The organism is Paenibacillus sp. FSL L8-0502, assembly GCF_038593055.1.
GTDB lineage: Bacteria > Bacillota > Bacilli > Paenibacillales > Paenibacillaceae > Paenibacillus > Paenibacillus polymyxa_D.
The window spans coordinates 4,510,274-4,533,512 of sequence record NZ_CP151958.1; the positions used below are offsets into that span (position 1 = coordinate 4,510,274).

A 23,239-nucleotide genomic window follows, 5' to 3' on the forward strand; every position below is an offset into this window, starting at 1 on the left:
ACGACAGGAAAGGAGGAGTTTGTCACCTTTTTAGGCCACATGCTTCATACTGCAGTACCCTCTTTTCACGTACGCTTCATGAAAAACACTTCGGTATTTCTCTTCATGTTCCATTTTCTTCTATTCCAGACGACAACACGACCTACATAAATGGCGCAATGCCTTATTCAAGACAGGATGATTCATCCTGACATTAATCGAGGAGAGTGAATTTTTAATGAAAAAAGTATGGGTTTCGCTTCTTGGAGGAGCTATGTTGTTAGGGTCTGTCGCGTCTGGTGCATCAGCGGAGAGTTCCGTTTCGGGGCCAACTCAGCTTACACCGACCTTTCACGCCGAGCAATGGAAAGCCCCTTCCTCGGTATCGGGTGACGACATTGTATGGAGCTATTTGAATCGGCAAAAGAAATCGTTATTGGGTGCGGACGACTCTAGTGTACGTGAACAATTCCGAATCGTTGATCGCACAAGCGACAAGTCCGGTGTGAGCCATTATCGGCTGAAACAGTATGTAAACGGGATTCCCGTATATGGAGCTGAACAGACTATTCATGTGGGCAAATCTGGTGAGGTCACCTCTTACTTAGGAGCGGTGGTTAGTGAGGATCAGCAAGCTGAAGCTACGCAAGGTACAACTCCAAAAATCAGCGCTTCTGAAGCGGTCTACACTGCATATAAAGAAGCAGCTGCACGAATTGAAGCCCTCCCTACCTCCGACGATACCATCTCTAAAGATGCTGAGGAGCAAACCAGTGTAAGCAAAGACACTTACTCCGAAGCAGCTAACAACGGAAAAACGATATCCACCGATAAGGACGAGCTGAGTCTTGATAAAGCATCTGTCCTGAAAGATAGCAAAATTGAAGCGGTGGAGACAGAAAAAAGTTCCATTGCCAAAATCGCTAATCTGCAGCCAGAAGTAGATCCTAAAGCCGATCTGTACTTCTATCCTAAAGGGGATGACCTGCAGCTGGTTTATGTAACAGAAGTCAATGTTTTAGAACCTGCCCCACTGCGTACTCGCTACATTATTGATGCCAATGATGGCAGCATCGTATTCCAGTATGACATCATTAATGAAGCGACAGGTACAGGTAAAGGTGTGCTTGGTGATACCAAATCATTCACCACGGCTGCTTCGGGCAGTAGCTACCAGTTAAAGGATACAACACGCGGTAACGGTATCGTGACTTACACGGCCTCCAACCGTCAAAGCATCCCAGGTACCCTCCTGACCGATGCCGATAATGTATGGAATGATCCAGCTGGCGTGGATGCCCATGCATATGCTGCCAAAACATATGATTACTATAAGTCCAAATTCGGACGCAACAGTATTGACGGACGCGGGCTGCAACTCCGTTCGACAGTCCATTACGGTAGCCGCTACAACAACGCCTTCTGGAATGGCTCCCAAATGACTTATGGAGATGGAGACGGTAGCACATTTATCGCCTTCAGCGGGGACCCCGATGTAGTGGGGCATGAACTTACGCACGGTGTCACAGAGTATACTTCGAATTTGGAATATTACGGAGAGTCCGGTGCATTGAATGAAGCTTTCTCAGACGTCATCGGCAATGACATTCAGCGTAAAAACTGGCTTGTAGGCGATGATATTTATACGCCAAACATTGCAGGCGATGCTCTGCGCTCTATGTCCAATCCTACGCTGTATGATCAACCAGATCACTATTCCGACTTGTATAAAGGCAGCTCCGATAACGGTGGCGTTCATACGAACAGTGGTATTATCAATAAAGCCTACTATCTGTTGGCAGAAGGTGGTACTTTCCATGGTGTAACTGTAAATGGAATTGGTCGCGATGCAGCGGTCCAAATTTACTACAGCGCCTTTACGAACTACCTGACTTCTTCTTCCGACTTCTCCAACGCACGCGCTGCTGTGATCCAAGCGGCAAATGATCTGTACGGCGCGAACTCGGCACAAGCAACTGCAGCTGCCAAATCTTTTGATGCTGTAGGCGTAAACTAAATCATATACGCTATAATCCTCATATTCTCGTCCATAGACCGTTGCCGTTGTGCAACTGTCATGTGGTCATAGGGGTGCAGTGTACAAGTCTGCGCCCCTTCCCCCCTTATTTATGGCGTCCCCTCAAAGGGGCGCTCTTTTCATATTCATTGAGTCCCTCCGATCATTTTCGACTAAATAATACAAATAAACAGTAAATCAGGGACTAAAGATTCATCTTGGGGTATTTTGTGAAATTAATCTTCTCGTTCGACAACCTCTGTGCTAATATCAGAGCCGAGACGATGAAATTGCAAAAAAATAAACCTTAATATTTTACATAAGGTCATTTTTATCCAGCCTCTTCACGTTTCAAAGGAGCAACAAGACTTACATATATGACCCGAGGCTTCTGCAAACAGGGTGTTTTTTACCCCAACATTAATTAGGGAGAGTGAGTATGAATTGAAAAAAGTATGGGTTTCACTTCTAGGAGGAGCTATGTTATTAGGATCTATTGCGCCTGGAGCCTCCGCAGCTGAAAATTCTGTTCCCGATCCGACTCAGTTTACGCCAACATTCCAAACGGTGAACTGGAAGTCTCCTTCAACGGTAACAGGCGACAATCTGGTCTGGAGCTTTTTAAATCGACAACAAAAAACATTATTGAGTCTGGACGATACCCACATCGGTTCCCATGTGCGCGAGCAATTTCGTATCGTGGATCGCACCAGTGACAAATTTGGTACAAAGCATTATCGGTTAAAACAATATGTAGACGGAATTCCCGTATTTGGAGCCGAACAGACCCTTCATGTGAACAAATCTGGCTTAGTCACCTCTTATTTGGGAGCTGTCATTTCAGAAGATCAACAAGCCAATGCCAAAGAAAATACAACTCCAAAAATCAGTGCTACTGAGGCTGTATATACCGCTTATAAAGATGCAGCTATACGGGTTCAGTCTCTCCCTTCCTCCGCCCCAATCGTTCCTGAACCTTACGAGGGTACAAGTAGTGTAAGTAAAGACACTTACGGAACAGCATCTAACAATGAATTTTCAATCTCTGTTGATAAGGACTCCTTGGATTTGGATAAAGCAGCTGAACTGGAGAACAGTACATTGGAAGTGGTAGAGCCTGCATCCTCTATTCCCAAGATTGCCAATCTGGAACCAAGCGTGGACCCTACAGCAGAACTGTACATCTATCCCGATGGAGACTCCACACGTCTCGTCTATGTAACCGAAGTTAATACTCTACAGCCCACTCTGCTGCGCACACGTTACTTTATTGACGCTAATGACGGAAAAATCGTATTCAAGTATGACATTCTTAACGAAGTGATCGGCACAGGGCGCGGTGTATTCGGCGATACCAAAACATTTGAAACCACAGCCTCGGGCAAGAAGTATCAACTAAAAGATACGACTCGTGGTAAAGGAATCCTAACTTATAACGTCCACAACACCGAGACGCTCCCCGGCACCCTGTATACAGATTCCGATAATGTATGGGAAGATCCGGCTGCGGTGGATGCCCACGCTTACGCTATCCGCACTTACGATTATTACAAGGATAGATTTGGACGCGACAGCATTGACGGGCATGGCATGGCCATCGCTTCGGCAGTCCATTACGGCGCAAAAAACTACAATAATGCCCACTGGGGTGGCACTCACATGCTTTACGGAGACGGAGACGGCACGTTATTTGCCCCTTTTAGCAGCGATCTTGAAATTGTTGCCCATGAGCTGACACACGGTGTAACCGAGCATTCATCAGGGCTCGTGTATTTCGCTGAATCTGGTGCATTAAGTGAAGCCATCTCAGATATTATAGGCAACGACATTGATCGCACCAATTGGGATTTCGGCAAAGTCGCTTATACTCCTAATATTAAGGGCGACGCCATTCGCTCCCTTTCCGATCCTGCCAAATACGGTCAAGTCGATCACTACAGCAATCTCTATCCTGATCCTAACAACGAGGATTATGGTGGAGCCCATATTAATAGTGGCATTATTAATAAAGCCTACTATCTACTGGCACAAGGAGGCACCTTCCATGGTGTCAAGGTAGATGGAATCGGACGTGATGCAGCCGTATATATTTATTATAATGCCTTCACCAATTATCTGACTTCTACGTCTAACTTCTCCACCGCGCGTGCCGCTGTTATCCAAGCGGCCAAAGATAGTTATGGTGAAAATTCAATAGCCGTAACCTCTGCTATGAAGTCTTTTGACGCTGTAGGTGTGAGATAAGTAAAATAATACAAACTTCCCCGATATTACAAGTCTTCCCCCTTCCCTCTTATGTATACGGCGTCCCACTATGGGACGCCTTTTTTCTACTATAAAGTTGATTATGGGCACTTATATTCCTGGCTTCTTATTATTGCCCCATCGCAATCCAAAGGACCAACCCTTCACATATCGGTCCCGAGTGTATGCGTTCCACAGTAAGTACTGCCGAATACCTCTGACGTTGTGTGACGGATACCATCACTCCCGGTACACTCGCATTGGCGGTGATTACATATTGTGTATCTACAAAAGGGTTCTCAAATACAACGCTCACTTCGCCCCTATCTGCCCGTGCGGGGAGGTGAAAAGAAATGCTCCCATATTGAGGTGAAGCTATATGATCGTCAGAAGCCTCGTCACTGGTCGCTGATCCGTCGCGAATGGCATTCAAGTCTAATTCTTTCTCCGTATCGAAAGCTAGATCGATATCTTGCTCAGGCAAGACCACGCGCTGCTTTGGGCGGTGTCTTCCTTCCGCAATGTGAATACTGGTTATGGAACAATCCAGTAATGAATCTTGCTCTGCCTGATCTTCCATCGTAATAGACGGTTTATCGTTATCCATCCTGCATTCCGTATCTGACTCAGGCACAGACAACAGCAGTACAGATGCTCGATTCATCTGCATCGCTTCCTCTAGCGTTTTGGGAAGCTTATGCTTCTTCCATGCCGCTTCCTCTACAGCTTGAACCGAGGTATCCTTCTCTACAGGGGCAGGGACCGTTGCCGTCCCGCGCTGGCTCGGTCTATGACTGCCGGAAGTCGAAGCCGCTTTCTCCTTGTTAACACGGGGGGAGGGAACCGCATGGGAAAGGTTACGCCGTGCTGTTCTTTTATCCTTAGGGCTATGGTTCGTACGATGGTTCATGGTGACCGCTCCTTTGGCACAGGAGTGAACCAGCGGTCGCTCCGCTTCATTCACCCGGCTGGGAATCATGGCTAATGCCTATAAGATAGCCTATGCGCGTAACAGCGCCTACGTCACTCCGTTACGCAGTCCGTTATGATTTGTGCCCAGCGTTGTGCTGAGTGCTGCCACAAAAATCGTCTCCGTACCTCGCCAAGTCCGGCTTCTCCCATCCGTCGTCGCAAGTCAGGTTGCTGGAGCAGCCTGATGATGGCATCGGCCATTTCCTGCTCACCGTGAGACGGATACACAAGCCAGCCTGTCTCGCCGTGTTGTACTACCTCTGGAATACCGCCGATTCGTGAAGCGACCACCGGCACTCCTGCTGCCATAGCTTCCAGATTGACCAGCCCGAAGGCCTCATCCTTCACTGAAGGAACAACAGTCACATCGGCTAGCTGATATAGCGAGGCCAATGCTGGATGCGGAACATAGTCTAGGAATTGCACATGCTTCCCCAACCTTAGTTTACGCACCTGCCGATGCAACGACGCCGTATACGGCGTGAGGCGGTCATGCCCGTAATAGGCACTACCTGCAATGAGCAGCAGTACGCCCGGGCAGGCGCGGACGACATGCCGCAGGGCCTTGAGCAGCCGGTGAACGCCCTTCCCTGGCATCAGTCTGCCCGCAAATAATACGATTTGGCGGCCTGACCAGCCGAAATCGTCCAATCGCGCCGACCTGGCCGCTTCTGCTGCTGGAGTCCACCGTGGCAGGAAATCGCCAGGATGGATACCCAGCTTGTTTACGACGATGCGTTTCCTGACTGCTTCGGAACAGTCAGAAGCTACGATTGCTCCCAAATACGCACTGTTCACAATAATGCGATCCATTGATGCCAGTAGCCTACCCATGTCCTTCCGTTCAAGGTGAGGCTCCCGGATGAACGTGGTCGAATGCAAAGTCAGCACAACTCGGCTATTGGGCAAAGCCTCGCGAATGGCATACGCAACTGCCGGGCGGTTGTGTACATCTACTACCGCTGGTGACCATCTCTTTAAATCGGCAATCACCTCAGAAATATAACCTGCTCCCCGCGTAAAACGCATACAGGGAATTCCGTCGACATCGCCATGATCCGATGCCTCTGCTCCCTTTATGCCATAGATCTGCGCCTGAAGCTCATGACTAGCCAGCGGTACCATGCGGGCAATTACCCGCTCCACAGAACTGCTGCGGGGCGAAGGTATAACAAAGGAGCCCGGTGTAACAACTGCTACCTTCGGCCTCTGCATCACCACACCTACTTTCTGACCTTATTCCAACACTCTGCAACACTCATCTTGTATCATATCGTCTGCCTCCCTGAAAGGTGCCTCGCTTCTAACTTTGGGCTTACCGCAAGGCTAGCGTCCATGCCTGGCCGATCTTTGATACATATGATGGACTACAATCACAGTATGATCAGTTGGAGTGCTACAAGGAGGGCGGACATACTCATGTTGCATGTCGGCGTCATGCTCAACCCGGCAACCTACCGGGGCATTCCCGCCATGAGGACGCGATATGAATCCATCGCCAATTACGAGGACGCCGGGTTAAGCTACGAGCTCATCCCCTGCTTTCTTCGTCTGGAGGATATTCATATAGCGACCGGAACATGCCGGGCTTTTGTTAAACACGGCAACGAGTATCGGCAAATGACTCTTCCGTTGCCGCCGGTCATCCACAATCGGACTCTCTATCGGCAAAATGAAAATGCTAGAGATATCAACAAGCTTGTACAAAAGGGATACTATATTTTTAATGAACAAAACCGTTTCCCCAAAGACCATATACATGCAATTCTGCAGGAAGACCCTCTGCTACGCATCCACCTCCCCAAAACCTTGCAAGGCAACCTTTCCTCCATCCATACCTTAATGGAGGAAACCGGAGATGTTGTCATTAAACCCAGTAGCGGTAGCGTGGGTAGAGGAATTATGCGTCTGCGGCATTCCCGCGGAGGCTGGACTTTGCAATGTGCACATCCTTCTATACCTGAGCGTTGGTCCACACTACGTTTGCATGTCGGAGAACTCCCGTTATTTCTACACAAACGACTGCTGCATGTGCCTCATATCGTACAGGAAACCATACCGCTTGCTTTGTACAACAATCGTCCGTTTGATATCCGTGTGACGGTTCAGCGCGGATATGGCGGTATCTGGGGTGTGACAGGCATGTTCGCTAAAATTGCTCCTTCCCACACCTTTGTCTCCAATGTGGCACAGGGGGGTACGGCCCGTTCCTTACTGGAGGTGTTATCACAAACAGAGACGGTTCAGACTTCGAACGCAGTCCGGTTAATGAATGAACTAGAGCGGCTCTCGTTACAAATCGTGCACCGACTGGCACAAACCCTTCCTCGTCTCGCCGATGTCGGTCTGGATCTGGGAATTACCCGTGAAGGCAAGATTGTTTTTATCGAATGCAACGGTCGTGACCAGCGCTATGGCTTCAGCCAGGCTGGCATGCACAATGTCTGGAAAGAAACATACACTCAGCCGATGGCTTACGCTCGTTGGCTTCTCGAACGGATGCCTTCGTCAGACACCGAACGTTCACCAGGCCGTCCACTGTATTGATTTACGTCACATTCTGTGTCAATATAGTTCAGAGCGGCCGGACAGGTTCCGGCCAAGACGGCTCGGAAATGAACAAGGGGGATCTGTAATGGCAAAACAGTGGCTGCGGCTCATGACGGAGCTATCATCGCGCAAGTGGGTGTGCCGGATTGTGGGCTCCTTCGCGCAAAGCGGTGCAAGCCGACTTTTTATCCCCACCTTTATACGTACGTACCAGATCCAGACGCATGAGGCTGAACAGGAATGGAAGGAATACCGTTCTCTGAACGCCTATTTTACACGCAAATTAAAAGCGGGCATGCGCCCGATTGATACGAACGCCGAGGTGATGACCAGTCCGGTGGATGCACGGATTACTTTCACTGGCCCAATTACGTCCGGCACTCTTTTGAATGTCAAAGGGCAGGACTATACGCTGGAAGAGCTTCTTAACCGCTCTCCGCGTCTTGAAAAATACACACACGGCTATGCTTTTGTACTCTATCTCAGCCCGACGGATTATCATCGCATTCATGCACCAGTATCCGGTACGCTGGTAGAAAAAGAGCATCTGCGCGGCAAGGTATACCCAGTGAATGACTTCGGCTTGCAGCATATGCGAGCAGTTCTTAGCCGCAATGAACGACAGATTACGTACATCGCCCACGAATACGGTGAGGTGGCGGTCGTTAAGGTTGGCGCAATGAATGTGAGTAGCATCAAATATACGGATGATAAAGCCGTCTCATGGACAAAAGGAGACGATCTCGCCTATTTCGAATTTGGGTCAACCGTCGTTTTGCTAACTGAGAACGGTACGTTTGAGCCAGACCCCGCATTGAAGCTGGGGGATGTGGTGAAAATGGGACAACGTCTGGGTTGCTTTCGACATGATCCCAAAGCATAAGTGAATATATCATAACAGGATTATAGCTACACATATGAGCATTGGGATCGAATGATATAAATTGCTCATATAAAAAAGGACCCGGCGTAATGGCTCGGGTCCTTTTTTTGGAATTTATCCTTTATATTTGTCATGCGTTACTCCCATTATGCCTAAATCCGAAACAGCTTGTCCACCGTCTATAACATTACCGGATCTCAGACGGACTTTTCCCCGTGTATTGCTTGAATTGGCGGCTGAAAAAAAAGATGTCACGATACCCCAAAGCCTCTGCCACCTCGGTCACATTCATTCCCGCATGCAGCAGTAGATGCTGTGCACGCTCAATCCGCATGCTGATAATATGAGATTGCGCGGAAACACCTAGCAGCTCCTTGAATTTAATCGAAAAATAACGCGGTGACAGCCCTGCCCGTGCAGCTAAATCCTCGACGCGATGAGGAAGTCCCGGATGCTGACGCACGTAGTTGGCCGTTTCCCGAATGACCTCGGTGAGCTGGTTACTGGCCTGTTGCTCCTGCGGCTCCTTACGGTCCGCACGCAGCAGATGAATCATCAGTTGTTTTAGAATCAGCTTGCCTTCCTCGTCAGCTCCGTAAGCACGCTCCAGGCGCAGTCGAACGTACCTGGCAAGCATATGCTCTACCTCGAACGTTTCCTCCAGCATACGGTAGCTTGCAGGGACTAGCTCTGGTTGTTCGATGAGATCAAAATGAATATAGGTAAGTATGAGCGGCTTTTGCGGGTTATGTGTGGCACGGGTATCATCCCCCGGCTTGAACAGGAAGCAACTCCCCTTGCTCACCGGATACGATGTTCCGTTTAAGACCACTGTTCCTTCTCCGCTCCATACATAGAATAAATCATAGTTTGGCATCGGCTTCTCGCGTACCTGCCATTTCCAGCCCGGCTCGCACACAATTTTGGCGAAGGCCGACAACAGGATAAACGATGACGCAGATGTATCCAGCAAAATCTGCACCTCCTCTTGTTAATCTTTGGTTGTCCTCTATCCCGTTAATTTATAATATAAGCTCAGCGCCTTCATTAAGCAAAAAAATGCGTTTTTATGCGCCCAGATGCTTTTGCGTGACGCTTACCGTGTGTGATGCTATAATATGTAATCAAAATGACTTGGAAGGATGAAACGGGAATGAATCCACTGGCAGCGCAGTTAAACCAAAACATTCAGACAGGCAACGAGCATGTATATCAAATGCTTTCTCTTTTAGGGAAAGAAATTTATTTCCCAAAAGAGGGGATTTTGAGTCAATCCGCAGAAGCCGGGAAGCTTGCTAAAAAGTACAACGCCACGATTGGTATTGCTACGGAAGGTAATGGTCCTATGCATTTGGAGGTCATTCAGGAGAAGCTGTCCGCTTACAATCCCAAGGATTTATACCCTTACGCACCCCCTGCGGGCAAACCTGAACTTCGTAGTGTATGGCGTGACAAAATGCTGAAGGAAAACCCTTCATTGGCTGGAAAAGGTTATGGCCTTCCCGTAGTTACGAACGCGCTGACCCATGGTTTGAGCATCGTTGCCGACCTGTTCACGGATGAAGGGGACGCTGTCATTTACCCAGACAAAAACTGGGAAAACTATGAGCTGACTTTCGGTATTCGCCGTCATGGACGTTTGGTGAATTTCCCGTTGTTCACAGAGGATCAACGTTTTAATAGTGAAGGATTACGCGAGGCGCTACTGGCACAGAAAGAATACGGCAAAGCAATCGTTGTGCTGAACTTCCCGAATAACCCGACGGGCTACACACCGGGAGTCGAAGAGGGTAAAGCGATTGTTGCTGCCATTCAGGAAGCCGCAGAAGCAGGCATCAATGTCGTAGTTGTGACGGATGACGCTTATTTTGGTCTGTTCTTCGAGGACTCCCTGCATGAATCACTATTCGGTCAGTTAGCTGGACTTCATCCGAGAATTCTACCCGTCAAAATTGACGGAGCTACCAAAGAAGAATTCGTTTGGGGCTTCCGTGTCGGATTTATTACCTTTGCTTCGAAACATCAGGATGTACTGAGCGCACTGGAACAAAAAACATTAGGGATTATTCGGGCAACGATTTCGAGCGGTCCTCACCCATCTCAAACCTTCGTCCTGGATGCCCTCAAATCACCCGATTTTGAACAACAGAAAAATGAAAAGTTCCAAATTATGAAGGGGCGGGCTAATAAAGTCAAAGCGTTGCTCGATAGTGGAAAATACGGAGATGTATGGAGCTACTATCCTTTCAATTCGGGTTATTTTATGTGCCTTAAGCTGAACGGCTTGTCCGCTGAACGACTGCGCACACATTTGCTGGAACAATATGGGGTAGGAACAATTGCGCTGGGTGAATATGATCTCCGAATCGCATTCTCATGTATCGAGGAAGAGTATCTGGAAGACCTGTATGACATTGTTTACCGTGGCGCACAAGATTTGTTGAACGCATAATATGTAACAGATTCAATATAGCATCATTAGCGGTATGCCGGATGTTGTGGCATACCGCTTTTTAATGGGCTGAACCATTGTAAGTCACACTTCGAAACAAACTATCCTTCAGCAGCGAGCATTGATTCTTGTGCGAGTGGCAGCAGGATGACTACCTCCGTTCCGACTCCGGGCTCACTCTCATAGTGTATACTTCCGTTCATGGCTTCAATGATTCGAAAGGAGACGACCGTTCCCAGTCCCGTTCCTACCTCTTTGGTTGAAAAAAACAAAGTACCCACTCGCTCCAGATGCTCCTGACTCATGCCTTTTCCTGTATCCCTAATATGCAGACATGCCTTCTCTTCCTGAATCGCCAGCTTTATGTATACCCTGCCTCCATCATCCGCAGCTTCGATCGCATTTTTCGTCACATGTATTAACGCCTGTAACAGCTGATTACGATCCATATGTACGTATATTTCATTCCTTAGCTCAGTATACAGTCTTACGCCTTGCTTGGTCGCCATCGGTTTCAAAAGCAAAACAATCTGTTGAACCATGCCAGACAGATCCATCAGCTCTGTGTTCCCAATCTGCGGTCTGGATAAGTTCAGATAGTCGCTAATAATTCTTTCAGCCCGATCGACCTCTGCTAGTGCCAAAGCAATATATCTGCGATTTTTCCCTTCTAGCCCTGACTGAACCATTTGCAAGAACCCTTTAATAACGGTCAATGGATTCCGTACTTCATGAGCCATAGAGGCAGCCAGTTCACCTAACGTATTCAGATGCTCAGCATATTTAATCTTTCTTCTCATTTCTTCCCGTTCCAAACTAAACTCCATCCAGAAAGAGGAGGCTCCAATGCTTAGGAATTGAATCATACCGAACCAGAGTATTGCCCGGATCAGCTCGATCTCATCCTTATCTAGCCTTCCATTGACCCAGGAATGTATTAACAGAAATATAAACATGGCAATACTAGTCCATATACTCATTAGCATATTCATGCCCACCCGAAGCAATATACTATTGAGCTGCATAAACTTTTTTCTCACCAAGAGAGGTCCCAAATAACACAACATCATGCTGGGAAAACTCACCACTATAGACTCAGGATCTATATACATACGAGCCATCACCATCAACGTTATATTCAGAAGCCCTGCCTTAGGACCAAAATATAAAACAGAAAGGATCAGAGGAACATATCGAAGATCCCAAAATAGTCCATACCAAATATACGAAAACATAAGGCAAAGCACAGAAGACACACCCAGCACCCCTCCCATAAGCAACGGGGTATGTTTCATATGCCGATGATCTGACAAAGCGCTATATACCAATAACGGTACAAACACAAGAAATATGTTCACGAGCAGCTTATCTATCAGCATCTCGTCTTTCCCACTTTCCAAGTGATAATGATTACGTACTTCTTCTATTCTCGACAATACGTGTCTTTTCCTCTCTCCTCCCCTACATCTGATGAAAAATATAAGGCGATTCAGCAACATACCTGAGCAATGGCCCACGCAATCTGAAAATCCACTTCATAAGATACGATGTATCCTTTATCACAATGACCGAGAGGAGAATGAGCATGGGAGCAGAAGAAACAAGAGGCGGTTACGGTGGTTACGGCGCATTCACAAGCACAGGAACAATTCTGGTACTGTTCATTTTATTAGTTATCATCAGCAAAACGATCTTTATATAAGCTGACGGATATCTGCACCCACGGCTATGATAGCAGTACAAAAAAAGGCTAATTCGCAAGCAGCAAGTGCTGCCTGCGAATTAGCCTTTACTTTATTCACATAGATACAAATCACACTTCTTCTTCATCCTGACCGTCCAAACGCCATTTTTTGGCTTGAGCGCCTCGTAGCAGGAACACTACTGCAACTCCCCCAAGCAACGTGAGCAGTGTAGACAGTAGATCTTCCGTTCCCTTTGCCAGAAAAGGAAGCCACAGAACCACAGCAGCCGGCAACGTCAACCGAACAACAAAGTCGAGAAAAGACGCACGACGACTATGCGCAGGAATCGGATACAACTGAAGCCATAACGAATCCTTGTGATACTGCCTTAGTGAAGTGACCTGTACACCAATGAGGAATATGAAAAATAAATATACTGCAATACCAATCCAACTAGCATGGGTGATATATATAATTAACAACCCCAGAATCCCGAGCCGAATGACAATACCTGCTGGCTCTGTGCGCAGGAACGTCTTAAACAGCAGATAACGATACGCTCCCCTTCTGTTCCAAGGTATGTTACCTCCCAACCAGGATAGCCAACGGCGCGGCGTCACTCTCTGCGTAAGGGCGGGCACATCGACAAACCAGCCCAAAGTGCGCATCACCCGAGCAGCCTGCATACCCTCTGTACGAATCAGCTTTTCCCAAGCCACTAGCAGCTTGACCGGAAAACGCAGAACAAGCACGTACACCACACCGACCAATATGATAAATGGTAGGCTGTGTAGTGGAGGCTGCCATAGCCATGCGGCTACCATCAGCACAGCCAACACCCACCGAAGCAGACGATAGCCTATACTCCCGCCAATCGATACCATACGAAGCTCTTGCCAGCCGCCGTAGCTGAATAGCAGCTTTAATAGCACGAACAGTAGCAGGGTCAGTAGCAACGGCTTAGGCGCGGAATCACTGCGAATATACAGCGGCCACACGATAATAGACAGCAATAGCAAACCGAATATTTTATACACCACACCCCGAATCAGGCTCGCCTTAAAATAATAGTGCATTGCGTGCTCCTGTGGACGGAGAAAAACAATATCCGCTGCGTTTAAATACGTACGAAAGCTCGCATGAGCAATCGGAATAGCCACAATAAGCATGATCCAGCGGATGGGCAAATCCGGTGGAGTATGCATTAGTAGCGACGTGTACCATGCGGCAAAGGCAATCAGTGCAAAGCCGAACACCACCGCCAGACCGCTCTGAATGACATAGCCCAGATAAGGCAACACCTGTCCCCAGAACGCTACACGTCTTTCTTTATGCAGACGTTGCAAATCCATGCTCATTCCCTGCCCTGTACCAGCTCATAAAATGCATCTTCCAGCGGCATGCCCGGCTTACCCGCCTGTGCTGTCACTTCGTCCAGCGTACCCTGCGCAATGATGGCACCCTGATGAAGTACAATGAAACGATCGCAATAATTTTCAATCGTGGACAAAATATGAGAACTGAGTAGAATGGACGAACCCGAACGCTTCATCTCTAACATAAAGTCAAGCAGGGAACGAATACCAAGCGGGTCCAAACCCAAAAAAGGTTCATCTATGACATACAACGGCGGTCCCGCTAAAAATGCACACATAATCATCACTTTCTGGCGCATCCCTTTAGACAGGTGCATCGACATACTTCCACTTTTATCCCGCATACGGAACAAGTCCAGCATTTGATCACTGCGTGTGCGGAAATCTGCTTCGCTAACTCCGTACGCTCTGGCCGTGAATTCCATATGCTCCATCACCGTCATTTCAGGATACAGCTCTGGAGATTCAGGTACAAAAGCAATGGCTCCCTGATATTCCTCGGGATTTTCATCCTGCTTATGCCCCTGCACACGAATTTCTCCGGCCTGCGGTGTCATCAGGCCCAAAATATGCTTCATGGTCGTACTTTTCCCGGCCCCGTTCAGACCAATCAGTCCTACCATTTCGCCCGGTTTCACATCCAGCGAAATCTGATGCAACACCGGGCGCTTGGCGCTATATCCGCCGGTCAGTCCGTTAATTTGCAACACAGGCTGTTGTTCCATGGCTCCCCCTCTTCTCCCTTACTCGTTCGGTTTTGATCCTTTTTCCTTCAGCCATCTTGGTGCACCCTTGTTTTTGCGATCACGCTCGCGCTGTGCTTTTCCTGCTTTGGACAAGGCTGCACCTTTGCTCTTGCCTGGAGCTGAACCGTTCGCGGAATTCCTGCCAGGACGTCCGTTTTCGGCACGAACAGGTGCCTTTCGGTCCTCCGCCGATGCTCCGTTAGATAAGGATCTAGCCTCGGAGGGTCTTACAGGTGCACGCTTGGCATCCGCCGGACGCGGCACAACTACTCGACCTCCATGCAACGCACGCTCTGCGATGTCAATGCCCAGTTCACGGGAGAACTTACGCATGATGAACGTTTCACGGTCAGTGACAACCGATGCCACCAATCCTTTGCGTCCCATCCGTCCTGTCCGTCCTGCACGGTGAACATAAGCTTGACTATCCGTAGCCGGATCAAAATGAATAACCATTTCAAGGCCCTCAATATCCAGACCACGGGCTGCCACATCCGAAGCGACCAGCACTTTGAGCTTGTCCTCACGGAATCGGGCCAACACATTGCTACGCGTGACTTTATCCGCATCTCCATACAAGGATGCCGTAGTCAGCCCCATATGCTTGAGCTTGGCCTCAATCTCCCCGATGGCATTGGTTGTATTCACGAACACCAGCGCTTTTCTCGGATTAAAATGACGTACCAGACGGCGCAGCATATCCACCTTATCCCGTTCTTCAGATACAAAGTAATAGTGTTCCAGTCCACTGGCCGTCTTCTGGTCGGGATCAATCCCAATTTCTACGTATTCACGCATCTCCCGTTTCGCCAGCGACTGAATCTCGTCGTTCAGCGTTGCGGACAGGAATACCAATTGACGATCGCGTTGGGCGGTGCCCAATATATTGGTTACATCGCCTGCTCCGCCGAGCTGGAACATCTGATCCACCTCATCGATAACAATGGCTGTAATATTGTGCATTTTCAACTTTTTTGAAGCGATGAGTTCCCGTACACGTCCTGGTGTGCCCACGACAAGCTGTGGATGATCCTTGAGCTTTTCGATTTGACGTTTGATAGCCGCCCCACCAATCAGACCGAGTACACGGATTCCGCGATGCTCACCGTAGCGCTGACCCTCACGTACAATTTGCATGGCCAGTTCCTGGCTTGGAGCTAGTATCAGCTTTTGCGTAGCCTTTTTCTGCGGATCAATCGCTTGCAACAGCGGCAGCAAATAAGCCAGTGTCTTGCCTGTGCCAGTTTGTGAGCGCGCCAATACATGCTTTCCCTTCATTATTTCCGGTATAGCCTCTGCCTGAACTGGCGAAGGCTGTGTAATTTCATGCTCAGTCAGTTTGTCCAACAGATCTTGTTCAACGCCGAGCGATTCAAAATTCAATGTCATGAAAAGGTCCAACCCCTATACGTAAATTCGTTACTCTCCATTATATGCGAAAATAGCCCTGTTACCAAATCACAAAAATAAAAGATGTCCCTCACCATAGCTAATGGCTTACGGGACATCTTTTATTTCTTATTCATCACCCCATGACCCAGCCTGTCGGTCAGTCTGGGAGCTAACTGATACAGCTTGAGAAAAGGAGATACCCACCGTGGCAGATTAACCTCCTCCTTGCGAAGCTCCATCGCTCTTACGATATGCCGTGCTACCTTATCTGGTTGTAGCATAAACCAGCTTACATTTCGAACATATCCTCCTGAAGGATCTGCCAGCTCAAAAAAGGGTGTGTCGATCGGTCCGGGGTTAATCGTCGTTACAGTCACTCCACTCCCGCGCAGCTCTTGCCGGAGCGCATTGCTGAAACCGAGCAACGCATGCTTCGTCGCCGTGTAAGAAGACGATTTGGCTGTCCCGATTTTCCCGGCCATTGATGCTACATTGACAATCTGTCCATGGCCCCGCTCTGTCATTTGCGGCAGAAACGCCTTGATGCAGCGAACAACACCCATGTAGTTCACGTCCATCATTTGTTCAAACTCCGTCAGGTCGGTTTCATTAAAATACTCAAACTTTCCGTAGCCCGCATTGTTAAGTAATATATCGACCCGTCCGTACTGTTCCAATACTCGTGCAGCAACAGCCTCTACCTGCTCCTGGCGGGTGACGTCCAGTTGGATAAGCTCATGTCTGCCGCTGATTCCAGCAGATACTTGCTTCAGTCGCTCCTGCGAGCGTGCTGTTAAAATAGGAATCGCGCCCTTTTCGCTTAACAACTGAGCGCAAAGGGCGCCAATCCCACTAGATGCACCTGTAATCACAACTATCTTGTCCTGTAGTATACTCACGCTCATCCCTCCACATTAAAGAAACTTGCTCCTTTAATATTAAGAGATCATCACCTGAATATCCAGCTCACCGATTCCTTCCACCGTGAGCGGAATATAAAGGGCACGCTGAGGCACAAAAGTGGTCAAGTTTTCTGATTTCATGACCTGCGGAGGCGTAATATCCACGACAATTCCCTGACTGGACAAAATCGTACTGGCATTACCACTAATCATATTGCCCAATTCTGAAATTGCGCTTTTTCCCATCTCATCAATTTCAGTCAACACAAATCCGCCCATCATCGCTGATACCATACGTAGCGCCACCTGTTCATTCAGGCCGAACACAATATTTCCGCTAAGCTGTCCGGTCATCCCGATCATAATCCAGATGTGGTCGTCCACCAGCTCGACATTTTTCACACCAAGATTTCCGGATGAAGGAGATACTTGGATCAATTGTTCAATGACCCGTTGCGCCGACTCCAAAAAAGGATTTATCACTTCTGCCTTCACGATCAAAGCGCCCCTTTACGATGGGCTTTTAGACACACAACAAAAGTCCCATTTAAATTAGAATTTTTTAATTAAATATTACTGTAAAACGAATCGATCCTCATTAAAATGCTCTCTATATCACTTATCGACAGCTACCCGGTAATTTTTTATAGCTAAACCACAAAAAATGTGAATAATGTCCTATATCTTTACTTCTTACCGGTTTTAGATTGATTATTTTTGAAGGATATCAGGACTTTAGTCTTTATTTCCCAATATACCACACTTTAAGGTGCTCTGCTTCGATTCATTGCCCTTCCTGCTCGAATAACCTATAATTTAATGAAATAAAGCATAACGACGGTTTTACATATGAACCTATGGATTGGCTAAAAATATTCATTCTATACAGCTGCGATAAGATTAAGAAAAGAGAGGAGGAACTTCATGAACATCAGTCAACTCGAAACACTTATCATGATTTCCAAAACGATGAGCTTCCGCAAAGCCGGAGAACTTCTCAATTTGACGCAGCCGGCGGTGTCCGCCCAAATTAAAAGTCTAGAGGATGAGTTCAAAACCATCCTGATTGACCGCAACCAGCCTGTCACCCTGACCGACCGGGGAGCTGTTTTTTTGGAACATGCCGAGCGCATATTAGAGGTTGTTGAGGAATTAAGACAAAAATTGTACGATCTAAACGAAACACCACAGGGTCACATTGCGCTGGGTACCACAACATCCATCGCTATTCAAATTTTACCGCGCGTGCTTTCCTACTTTCAGGATCAGTTCCCTCTCATCAAAACCTCCATTCAATCCATGGCTTCCTCCATGATTTATCAGCAGGTGGAGAACGGACTTATTGATGTTGGCATCGGCTATCTGATCGAACGTAATCCTAATTTAAGCACTTCGGTTCTGTATTACGATTCCTTTGAGCTAGTCGTGTCTCCTACTCATCCGCTGGCTTCACAACCACATGCTACCATTGAAGCCCTTCGGGAAATTCCGCTGATTCTGCTCTCTCCTGATACGGTGGGACGAAAATTCGTAGACGATGTATTTAAAAAGCACCAAATCGTGCCTCATGTCGTGATTGAGTTGTCCAGCAGTGAGGAAGTCAAACGGATGGTCGAAATTAATCTCGGTGCGGCCATTATTTCCAGACTATCGGTCACTTCTGAACTGCGTGCAGGCACATTAAAAATGATCCATATTCCTGAGCTGGAAGTTAGTCATCCGGTAGGAGTGATTTATAAATCCGGCCGATATCTAAACTCAGCCATGCAGCAATTTTTAAGTGATCTGAAGGGGATGCCGGAGACGAATTTCACCAGTTCTGAATAACGTAATTCGCTATGAACAACATACGCAATATAAACCCTGATTACGAAAGGAAGACAGGCTATGAAATTTGATCTGCACACCCATCATTTCCGCTGCGGTCATGCAGACGGAAACATTCGAGATTACATTGAAGCAGGCATTCAGTCGGGCTTACAAGCGATTGGTATTTCGGACCATTCCCCTTTCCTGGGCAGCGAACAGGATCAGGCTTTTCCTAAAATTTATATGGCCAAATCACAGCTTGCTGAATACGTAGAAGAGGTACAACAGCTTAAAAAAGAATACGAAGGCCGTATTGACGTGCTCCTCGGATTGGAAACGGATTATTTTCCTGATTTTGCTGAATTATATCGTTCCACTCTGGCTCCTTATCCATTTGATTATCTCATTGGGTCGATTCACAATGTCGAAGGGGACAGCATTTTTAACCGTAACCGTTGGAACAAATTAAGCGACGCTCGTAAAATCGAGGTCAAACAAGCCTACTATGCGCTCATTCAGGAATCTGCGCGAAGCGGCATGTTTCAGATTTTAGGCCATATTGACGCAATGAAGGGGAACTTTCCAGCCTTTTCAGACATTCCTGCTGATGAAGCCATTGATGAAACCTTGCAGGTAATTGCGGAATCCAATGTGGCAATTGAAATTAACACTTCGGGTAAAACCAAACTGAGTGGCGGATGGTACCCGTCTGCTTCTATTTTAGAAAGAGCGCACCATTTTGGTGTGGAGGTTACTTTTGGTTCGGATGCCCATAAACCTTCGCGGGTAGGCGATGACTGGGAAGAAGTAAAGGCAATGCTGAAGGATATCGGCTTCCGGGAATGGGTCTATTTTAAAGAAAAACGTAAAATTTCTGTGGCGCTTTAAAATTCAAGGTGGGAATTGCCTCTCCGCAAATCATTTGATCTTACGAACGCTGCTGCAATGGAATTGTTGGGGATTGTAATTTATAAGGTAATAATTCCATTGCAAAGGCGAATGCTTAGCAAGATTATGACATCTATGTGTGAGGAGAATTACATATGCACTTGGAAGATCCTATGGACAAATTTAAAAAGCTAAAGCATGACATCACGCGATTTATGCTAATCTATAAATTTGCGCTCGACGAAATGGAAACCAAGATTGAAATATTAAAGCAGGAATTTCAGGCATTACACGATTACAGCCCTATTGAGCATACCAAATCACGCCTTAAATCTCCTGAGAGCATCATGAATAAAATGATTCGTAAACATAGCGAGTTATCGCTGGATGCTATCAAAGATCATATCAAGGATATCGCCGGCTTGCGTATTACTTGCTCTTTTATTTCTGATATTTATGATGTCAGTAACATGCTTCAGAGACAAAGTGACTTGAAGGTGCTGGAAATTAAGGATTACATCAAGAACCCCAAGCCGAACGGTTACCAGAGCCTGCATTTGCTGGTTCAAGTTCCTGTATTCATGTCGGATTGTGAGGAGCTAGTCTGCGTAGAGGTGCAAATTCGAACCATTGCGATGGATTTCTGGGCCAGCCTGGAGCATAAAATATTTTATAAGTACAACCAGTCCGTTCCCGAAAGTCTGACACGTGAATTAAAGAACGCAGCAGACTCCGCTAATGCGCTAGATCTCCAAATGGAGCGACTGCATCGTGAAATTAAGGAGATTAAAGACGCTAGAGGTGAAGAGGACTCCATGGAGGAGCTTCGGAAGATTATGATTAATAATCAGCAAATTACGGTGCCGGCCAATTTCTTGAAGCTTCTAGGAGAGTAGGATTAGGCGGTGCTCCACCGCTATGCGAATGATTGGTTCAACGAATCGCATGTTTGTTCAAAAATGAAAGAATAGAATCATTGATTAAGATCGGCTTCTCTCTAAGCATGTGCGGTCGATGACTACAACCCGGAACAATTAGATAACGTGAGTCTTGGGCCCCTGAGCATAATTCCAGGAGTTGCTCTTCTGTGGCGAAATCGTCATGTTCACCCGCGATAAATAATGCAGGGCACGTAATGCTACTTAACTCACTACGTGTCAATTGCGGATATTGGCGCCAATCCTGTGCGCTCTGACGCATAATCAAATTCATCTGCCCCCTCAGGACATGCGACTCCACTACAGCCTATGGTCGTAACGGTCGCAAACATTTGAGGGTGCTTCACCGCACAATATAAAGCCACATTGCCTCGCAGCTGTACCCATTTTTTCGTAATACATTTCTAAATCCTGAATCTCTACGTATGGCATATGATCCTCCTTTTTTTTCATTGCGTCCTGTATCTTTTACATTCATTAGTCCGTCTATCTTAATATAAATGAAAACCATTTCAGAAGGAGTGATGTAAGTATGAAAAAGATACTTGTACTGGGTGGAACGCGCTTTTTTGGCAAGAGACTGGTGGAACGTCTGCTGGAGAGTTCCGAGAACTCCGTTACCATCCTCACACGAGGCCAAACAAGCGATTCGTTCGGTGACCGCGTTCAGCGGATCTGTGCAGATCGTACCGACCAGCAAGCGCTCGCTAAGGCAGTAGGCGAGCAAGTGTGGGACGTTGTTTATGATAATATTTGCTTTTCTCCTGATGAAGCCAGCGAAGCCTGCCGCATTTTTGATGCTAAAGCCAAGAGGTATATCGTGACCTCCAGCCTATCCGTCTATGATTCGAGACCGGAAGTGCTGACAGAGAGCATCTTTGACCCTCAAGCTTACCCGGTTCGCAAGGGCGGGAAAGACGATTTTACATATCAGGAGGCTAAACGGCAGGCAGAAGCAGTTTTTATGCAGCAAGCTACATTTCCTGTAGTTGCTGTTCGTTTTCCAATTGTATTGGGGACAGACGATTATACGAAAAGACTTCATTTTCATATCGAGCATGTTCGTGAAGGAACAGAAATCGGAGTACCTAATGCCGCAGCACAAATCTCATTTATTCGTTCCGATGAAGCCGCAGATTTTCTGTTTTGGCTTGGTCACACTCCTTTAACAGGGCCTGTAAATGCTTGCTCCGACGGTACAGTGAGGATTGGGGAGATCATTTCGATCATTGAGCAGGTAACTGGAAAACAAGCTGTGATGAAAGAAAAAACAGCAGACGAGCACATGTCTCCATTTGGTATTACACAATCGTGGTACATGGATACGTCCAAAGCCCAGTCAGAGGGGTACTCATTTCTCTCCCTAAATGAATGGCTTCCAGAGCTGATAACCAGCCTGACCCGTTCCTAAAAATCATAAAAAAAAGGGGACCCGAAGCTCCGGGTCCCAGCAATATATATATATGATTCAAAGGGGGTCATGTTTATGTTGTACCCACTCTATGTTAAAGTAACTTTGCAGTTATATTTCATTTTTGTAACAAATTGAAATATAACTGAGCACAGCCAAGGCAAGAAGGCTACTCGCTTCCGCAGAAATAGAGAAGGCCCTACTATAGGATAACAAAAAAAGAGGACCCGAATCGTCGGGCCCAGCAACATATATTATTCAAAAGGGGGTCATGTCTGTATTGTACCCGTCCTGTGTTAGAGTTGTTTTGCAGTTATATTTCATCTTTGTAACAAAATATTCCAATGCCATTTCTATGCATAATCCCCTTGGGTCATCGAAAATACCAATACACTCGGTACCACTCCTGAGGGATCATAAGCACCAATGGTACGCAGCAGGCGCATCTTATTTTTAATAAGCACGCGCATAGAAGCCTGATTATCCTCTTGGCAACGACTTTCGATCCGATGGAGCTTCAAAGATCCGAAACCAAAATTCAACATTTCTCCCACCACTTCTGTACCCAGCCCCTGTCCCCAAAAAGGACGATCCAGAATATAGCCCAATTGCGCCTCCCCCGTTCTTTCATTCCATTGCTGAAAAGAGACGATACCGAGCAACGGTGAAGAGGTAAGCTCATTGGATTCACTAAGTAGATTGCTTTCTTCTGTATTTCTCGGATGCCATTCCACCGCAAAATGCAGGGAATCTAGTGAATCGGAAGAAATTTTAATTTGCGCAACCAGACGCCGCATTCGTGCATAGACTGGCTTGCGAATTCGATTCACATATTGGATCACCAATGGATCGGATAGGATCCGTTCCAGCGTGGGATAATCCTCCGTTCTTAGCTGGCGCAATCGGACTCGACGGGTGTAAAGCTCTGGTAGCCCAAGACGAAGCATTTCTCTGGTCAGCACAATGTTCCCTCCTGCGGATGGATTGGCTTTTAG

Annotated in this window: 21 protein-coding genes; 10 read left to right on the top strand and 11 right to left on the bottom strand. The window is 47.2% G+C overall.

From position 1 onward, the window contains the following. The first annotated feature begins 217 nt into the window (after positions 1-217). Entirely contained in the window at positions 218-1,996 is a 1,779-nt protein-coding gene (locus NSQ57_RS19670) for a M4 family metallopeptidase (RefSeq protein WP_340933060.1), read from the top strand. A 444-nt stretch (positions 1,997-2,440) separates the two neighbouring features. Beyond that, complete coding sequence (locus NSQ57_RS19675; protein ID WP_342425188.1) at positions 2,441-4,240, top strand: M4 family metallopeptidase; 1,800 nt, start codon at positions 2,441-2,443, stop codon at positions 4,238-4,240. 130 nt (positions 4,241-4,370) lie between these two features. Here NSQ57_RS19675 and NSQ57_RS19680 read toward each other — a convergent pair whose 3' ends face one another. Together NSQ57_RS19680 and NSQ57_RS19685 are read right to left on the bottom strand one after the other, a co-directional pair. Then, a complete protein-coding gene (locus NSQ57_RS19680; protein WP_342425189.1) occupies positions 4,371-5,150 on the bottom strand; it encodes a WIAG-tail domain in 780 nt (259 codons plus the stop codon). A gap of 113 nt (positions 5,151-5,263) precedes the next feature. Then, positions 5,264-6,427 carry a glycosyltransferase family 4 protein gene (locus NSQ57_RS19685; RefSeq protein WP_340956725.1) on the bottom strand — a complete coding sequence of 388 codons (1,164 nt, stop codon included), beginning with the start codon at positions 6,425-6,427 and terminating at the stop codon, positions 5,264-5,266. A 204-nt stretch (positions 6,428-6,631) separates the two neighbouring features. On the opposite strand from NSQ57_RS19685, the gene NSQ57_RS19690 reads away from it, so the two are divergent. After that, a complete protein-coding gene (locus NSQ57_RS19690; protein WP_029518268.1) occupies positions 6,632-7,759 on the top strand; it encodes a YheC/YheD family protein in 1,128 nt (375 codons plus the stop codon). A gap of 88 nt (positions 7,760-7,847) precedes the next feature. Then, positions 7,848-8,645 carry an archaetidylserine decarboxylase gene (asd, locus tag NSQ57_RS19695; protein WP_029518267.1) on the top strand — a complete coding sequence of 266 codons (798 nt, stop codon included), beginning with the start codon at positions 7,848-7,850 and terminating at the stop codon, positions 8,643-8,645. A 187-nt stretch (positions 8,646-8,832) separates the two neighbouring features. On the opposite strand, the gene NSQ57_RS19700 is transcribed toward asd, so the two are convergent. Beyond that, positions 8,833-9,618, bottom strand: a complete 786-nt coding sequence (locus tag NSQ57_RS19700; RefSeq protein ID WP_069012637.1) for an AraC family transcriptional regulator — start codon at positions 9,616-9,618, stop codon at positions 8,833-8,835. 180 nt (positions 9,619-9,798) lie between these two features. Here NSQ57_RS19700 and NSQ57_RS19705 point away from each other — a divergent pair, with 180 nt between their 5' ends. Continuing rightward, the gene (locus tag NSQ57_RS19705) at positions 9,799-11,097 is read left to right on the top strand and encodes an aminotransferase class I/II-fold pyridoxal phosphate-dependent enzyme (RefSeq protein ID WP_342425190.1); all 1,299 of its coding nucleotides are present in this window, start codon (positions 9,799-9,801) and stop codon (positions 11,095-11,097) included. A gap of 101 nt (positions 11,098-11,198) precedes the next feature. On the opposite strand, the gene NSQ57_RS19710 is transcribed toward NSQ57_RS19705, so the two are convergent. Beyond that, the gene (locus NSQ57_RS19710) at positions 11,199-12,476 is read right to left on the bottom strand and encodes a HAMP domain-containing sensor histidine kinase (RefSeq protein ID WP_029518264.1); all 1,278 of its coding nucleotides are present in this window, start codon (positions 12,474-12,476) and stop codon (positions 11,199-11,201) included. 206 nt (positions 12,477-12,682) lie between these two features. Between NSQ57_RS19710 and NSQ57_RS19715 the strand changes: the two genes are divergently transcribed. Further along, positions 12,683-12,799 carry a hypothetical protein gene (locus tag NSQ57_RS19715; RefSeq protein WP_023990126.1) on the top strand — a complete coding sequence of 39 codons (117 nt, stop codon included), beginning with the start codon at positions 12,683-12,685 and terminating at the stop codon, positions 12,797-12,799. Positions 12,800-12,910: 111 nt separating this feature from the next. On the opposite strand, the gene NSQ57_RS19720 is transcribed toward NSQ57_RS19715, so the two are convergent. From NSQ57_RS19720 to NSQ57_RS19740, 5 genes are all read right to left on the bottom strand, one after another. Then, entirely contained in the window at positions 12,911-14,134 is a 1,224-nt protein-coding gene (locus NSQ57_RS19720; RefSeq protein WP_342425191.1) for an ABC transporter permease, read from the bottom strand. A gap of 2 nt (positions 14,135-14,136) precedes the next feature. Beyond that, complete coding sequence (locus tag NSQ57_RS19725) at positions 14,137-14,883, bottom strand: ABC transporter ATP-binding protein (protein WP_013311782.1); 747 nt, start codon at positions 14,881-14,883, stop codon at positions 14,137-14,139. Between the two features lie 18 nt (positions 14,884-14,901). Beyond that, a complete protein-coding gene (locus NSQ57_RS19730; protein ID WP_029518262.1) occupies positions 14,902-16,293 on the bottom strand; it encodes a DEAD/DEAH box helicase in 1,392 nt (463 codons plus the stop codon). Positions 16,294-16,415: 122 nt separating this feature from the next. Continuing rightward, the gene (locus tag NSQ57_RS19735; RefSeq protein ID WP_318628014.1) at positions 16,416-17,195 is read right to left on the bottom strand and encodes an SDR family oxidoreductase; all 780 of its coding nucleotides are present in this window, start codon (positions 17,193-17,195) and stop codon (positions 16,416-16,418) included. A 39-nt stretch (positions 17,196-17,234) separates the two neighbouring features. Further along, a complete protein-coding gene (locus tag NSQ57_RS19740) occupies positions 17,235-17,693 on the bottom strand; it encodes a chemotaxis protein CheX (protein ID WP_342425192.1) in 459 nt (152 codons plus the stop codon). A 429-nt stretch (positions 17,694-18,122) separates the two neighbouring features. Between NSQ57_RS19740 and NSQ57_RS19745 the strand changes: the two genes are divergently transcribed. The 3 genes from NSQ57_RS19745 (at position 18,123) to NSQ57_RS19755 (ending at position 20,791) form a co-directional block, all read left to right on the top strand. Then, on the top strand, positions 18,123-19,025 hold the full coding sequence (locus NSQ57_RS19745) for a LysR family transcriptional regulator (protein WP_023990132.1): 903 nt from the start codon (positions 18,123-18,125) through the stop codon (positions 19,023-19,025). Between the two features lie 60 nt (positions 19,026-19,085). Then, positions 19,086-19,895: a histidinol-phosphatase gene (locus tag NSQ57_RS19750; RefSeq protein WP_029518259.1), complete on the top strand. Its 810-nt coding sequence runs from the start codon at positions 19,086-19,088 to the stop codon at positions 19,893-19,895. Positions 19,896-20,050: 155 nt separating this feature from the next. After that, entirely contained in the window at positions 20,051-20,791 is a 741-nt protein-coding gene (locus tag NSQ57_RS19755; RefSeq protein ID WP_165148567.1) for a GTP pyrophosphokinase family protein, read from the top strand. Between the two features lie 37 nt (positions 20,792-20,828). On the opposite strand, the gene NSQ57_RS19760 is transcribed toward NSQ57_RS19755, so the two are convergent. After that, positions 20,829-21,101 carry an alpha/beta hydrolase gene (locus NSQ57_RS19760; RefSeq protein WP_238437842.1) on the bottom strand — a complete coding sequence of 91 codons (273 nt, stop codon included), beginning with the start codon at positions 21,099-21,101 and terminating at the stop codon, positions 20,829-20,831. A gap of 264 nt (positions 21,102-21,365) precedes the next feature. On the opposite strand from NSQ57_RS19760, the gene NSQ57_RS19765 reads away from it, so the two are divergent. After that, on the top strand, positions 21,366-22,244 hold the full coding sequence (locus NSQ57_RS19765) for an NAD-dependent epimerase/dehydratase family protein (protein ID WP_342425193.1): 879 nt from the start codon (positions 21,366-21,368) through the stop codon (positions 22,242-22,244). Between the two features lie 353 nt (positions 22,245-22,597). Here the strand turns inward: NSQ57_RS19765 and NSQ57_RS19770 are convergent, their stop codons facing one another. Continuing rightward, positions 22,598-23,206, bottom strand: coding sequence for a GNAT family N-acetyltransferase (locus NSQ57_RS19770; RefSeq protein ID WP_342425194.1), 609 nt, complete (start codon positions 23,204-23,206; stop codon positions 22,598-22,600). Positions 23,207-23,239 lie beyond the last annotated feature (33 nt).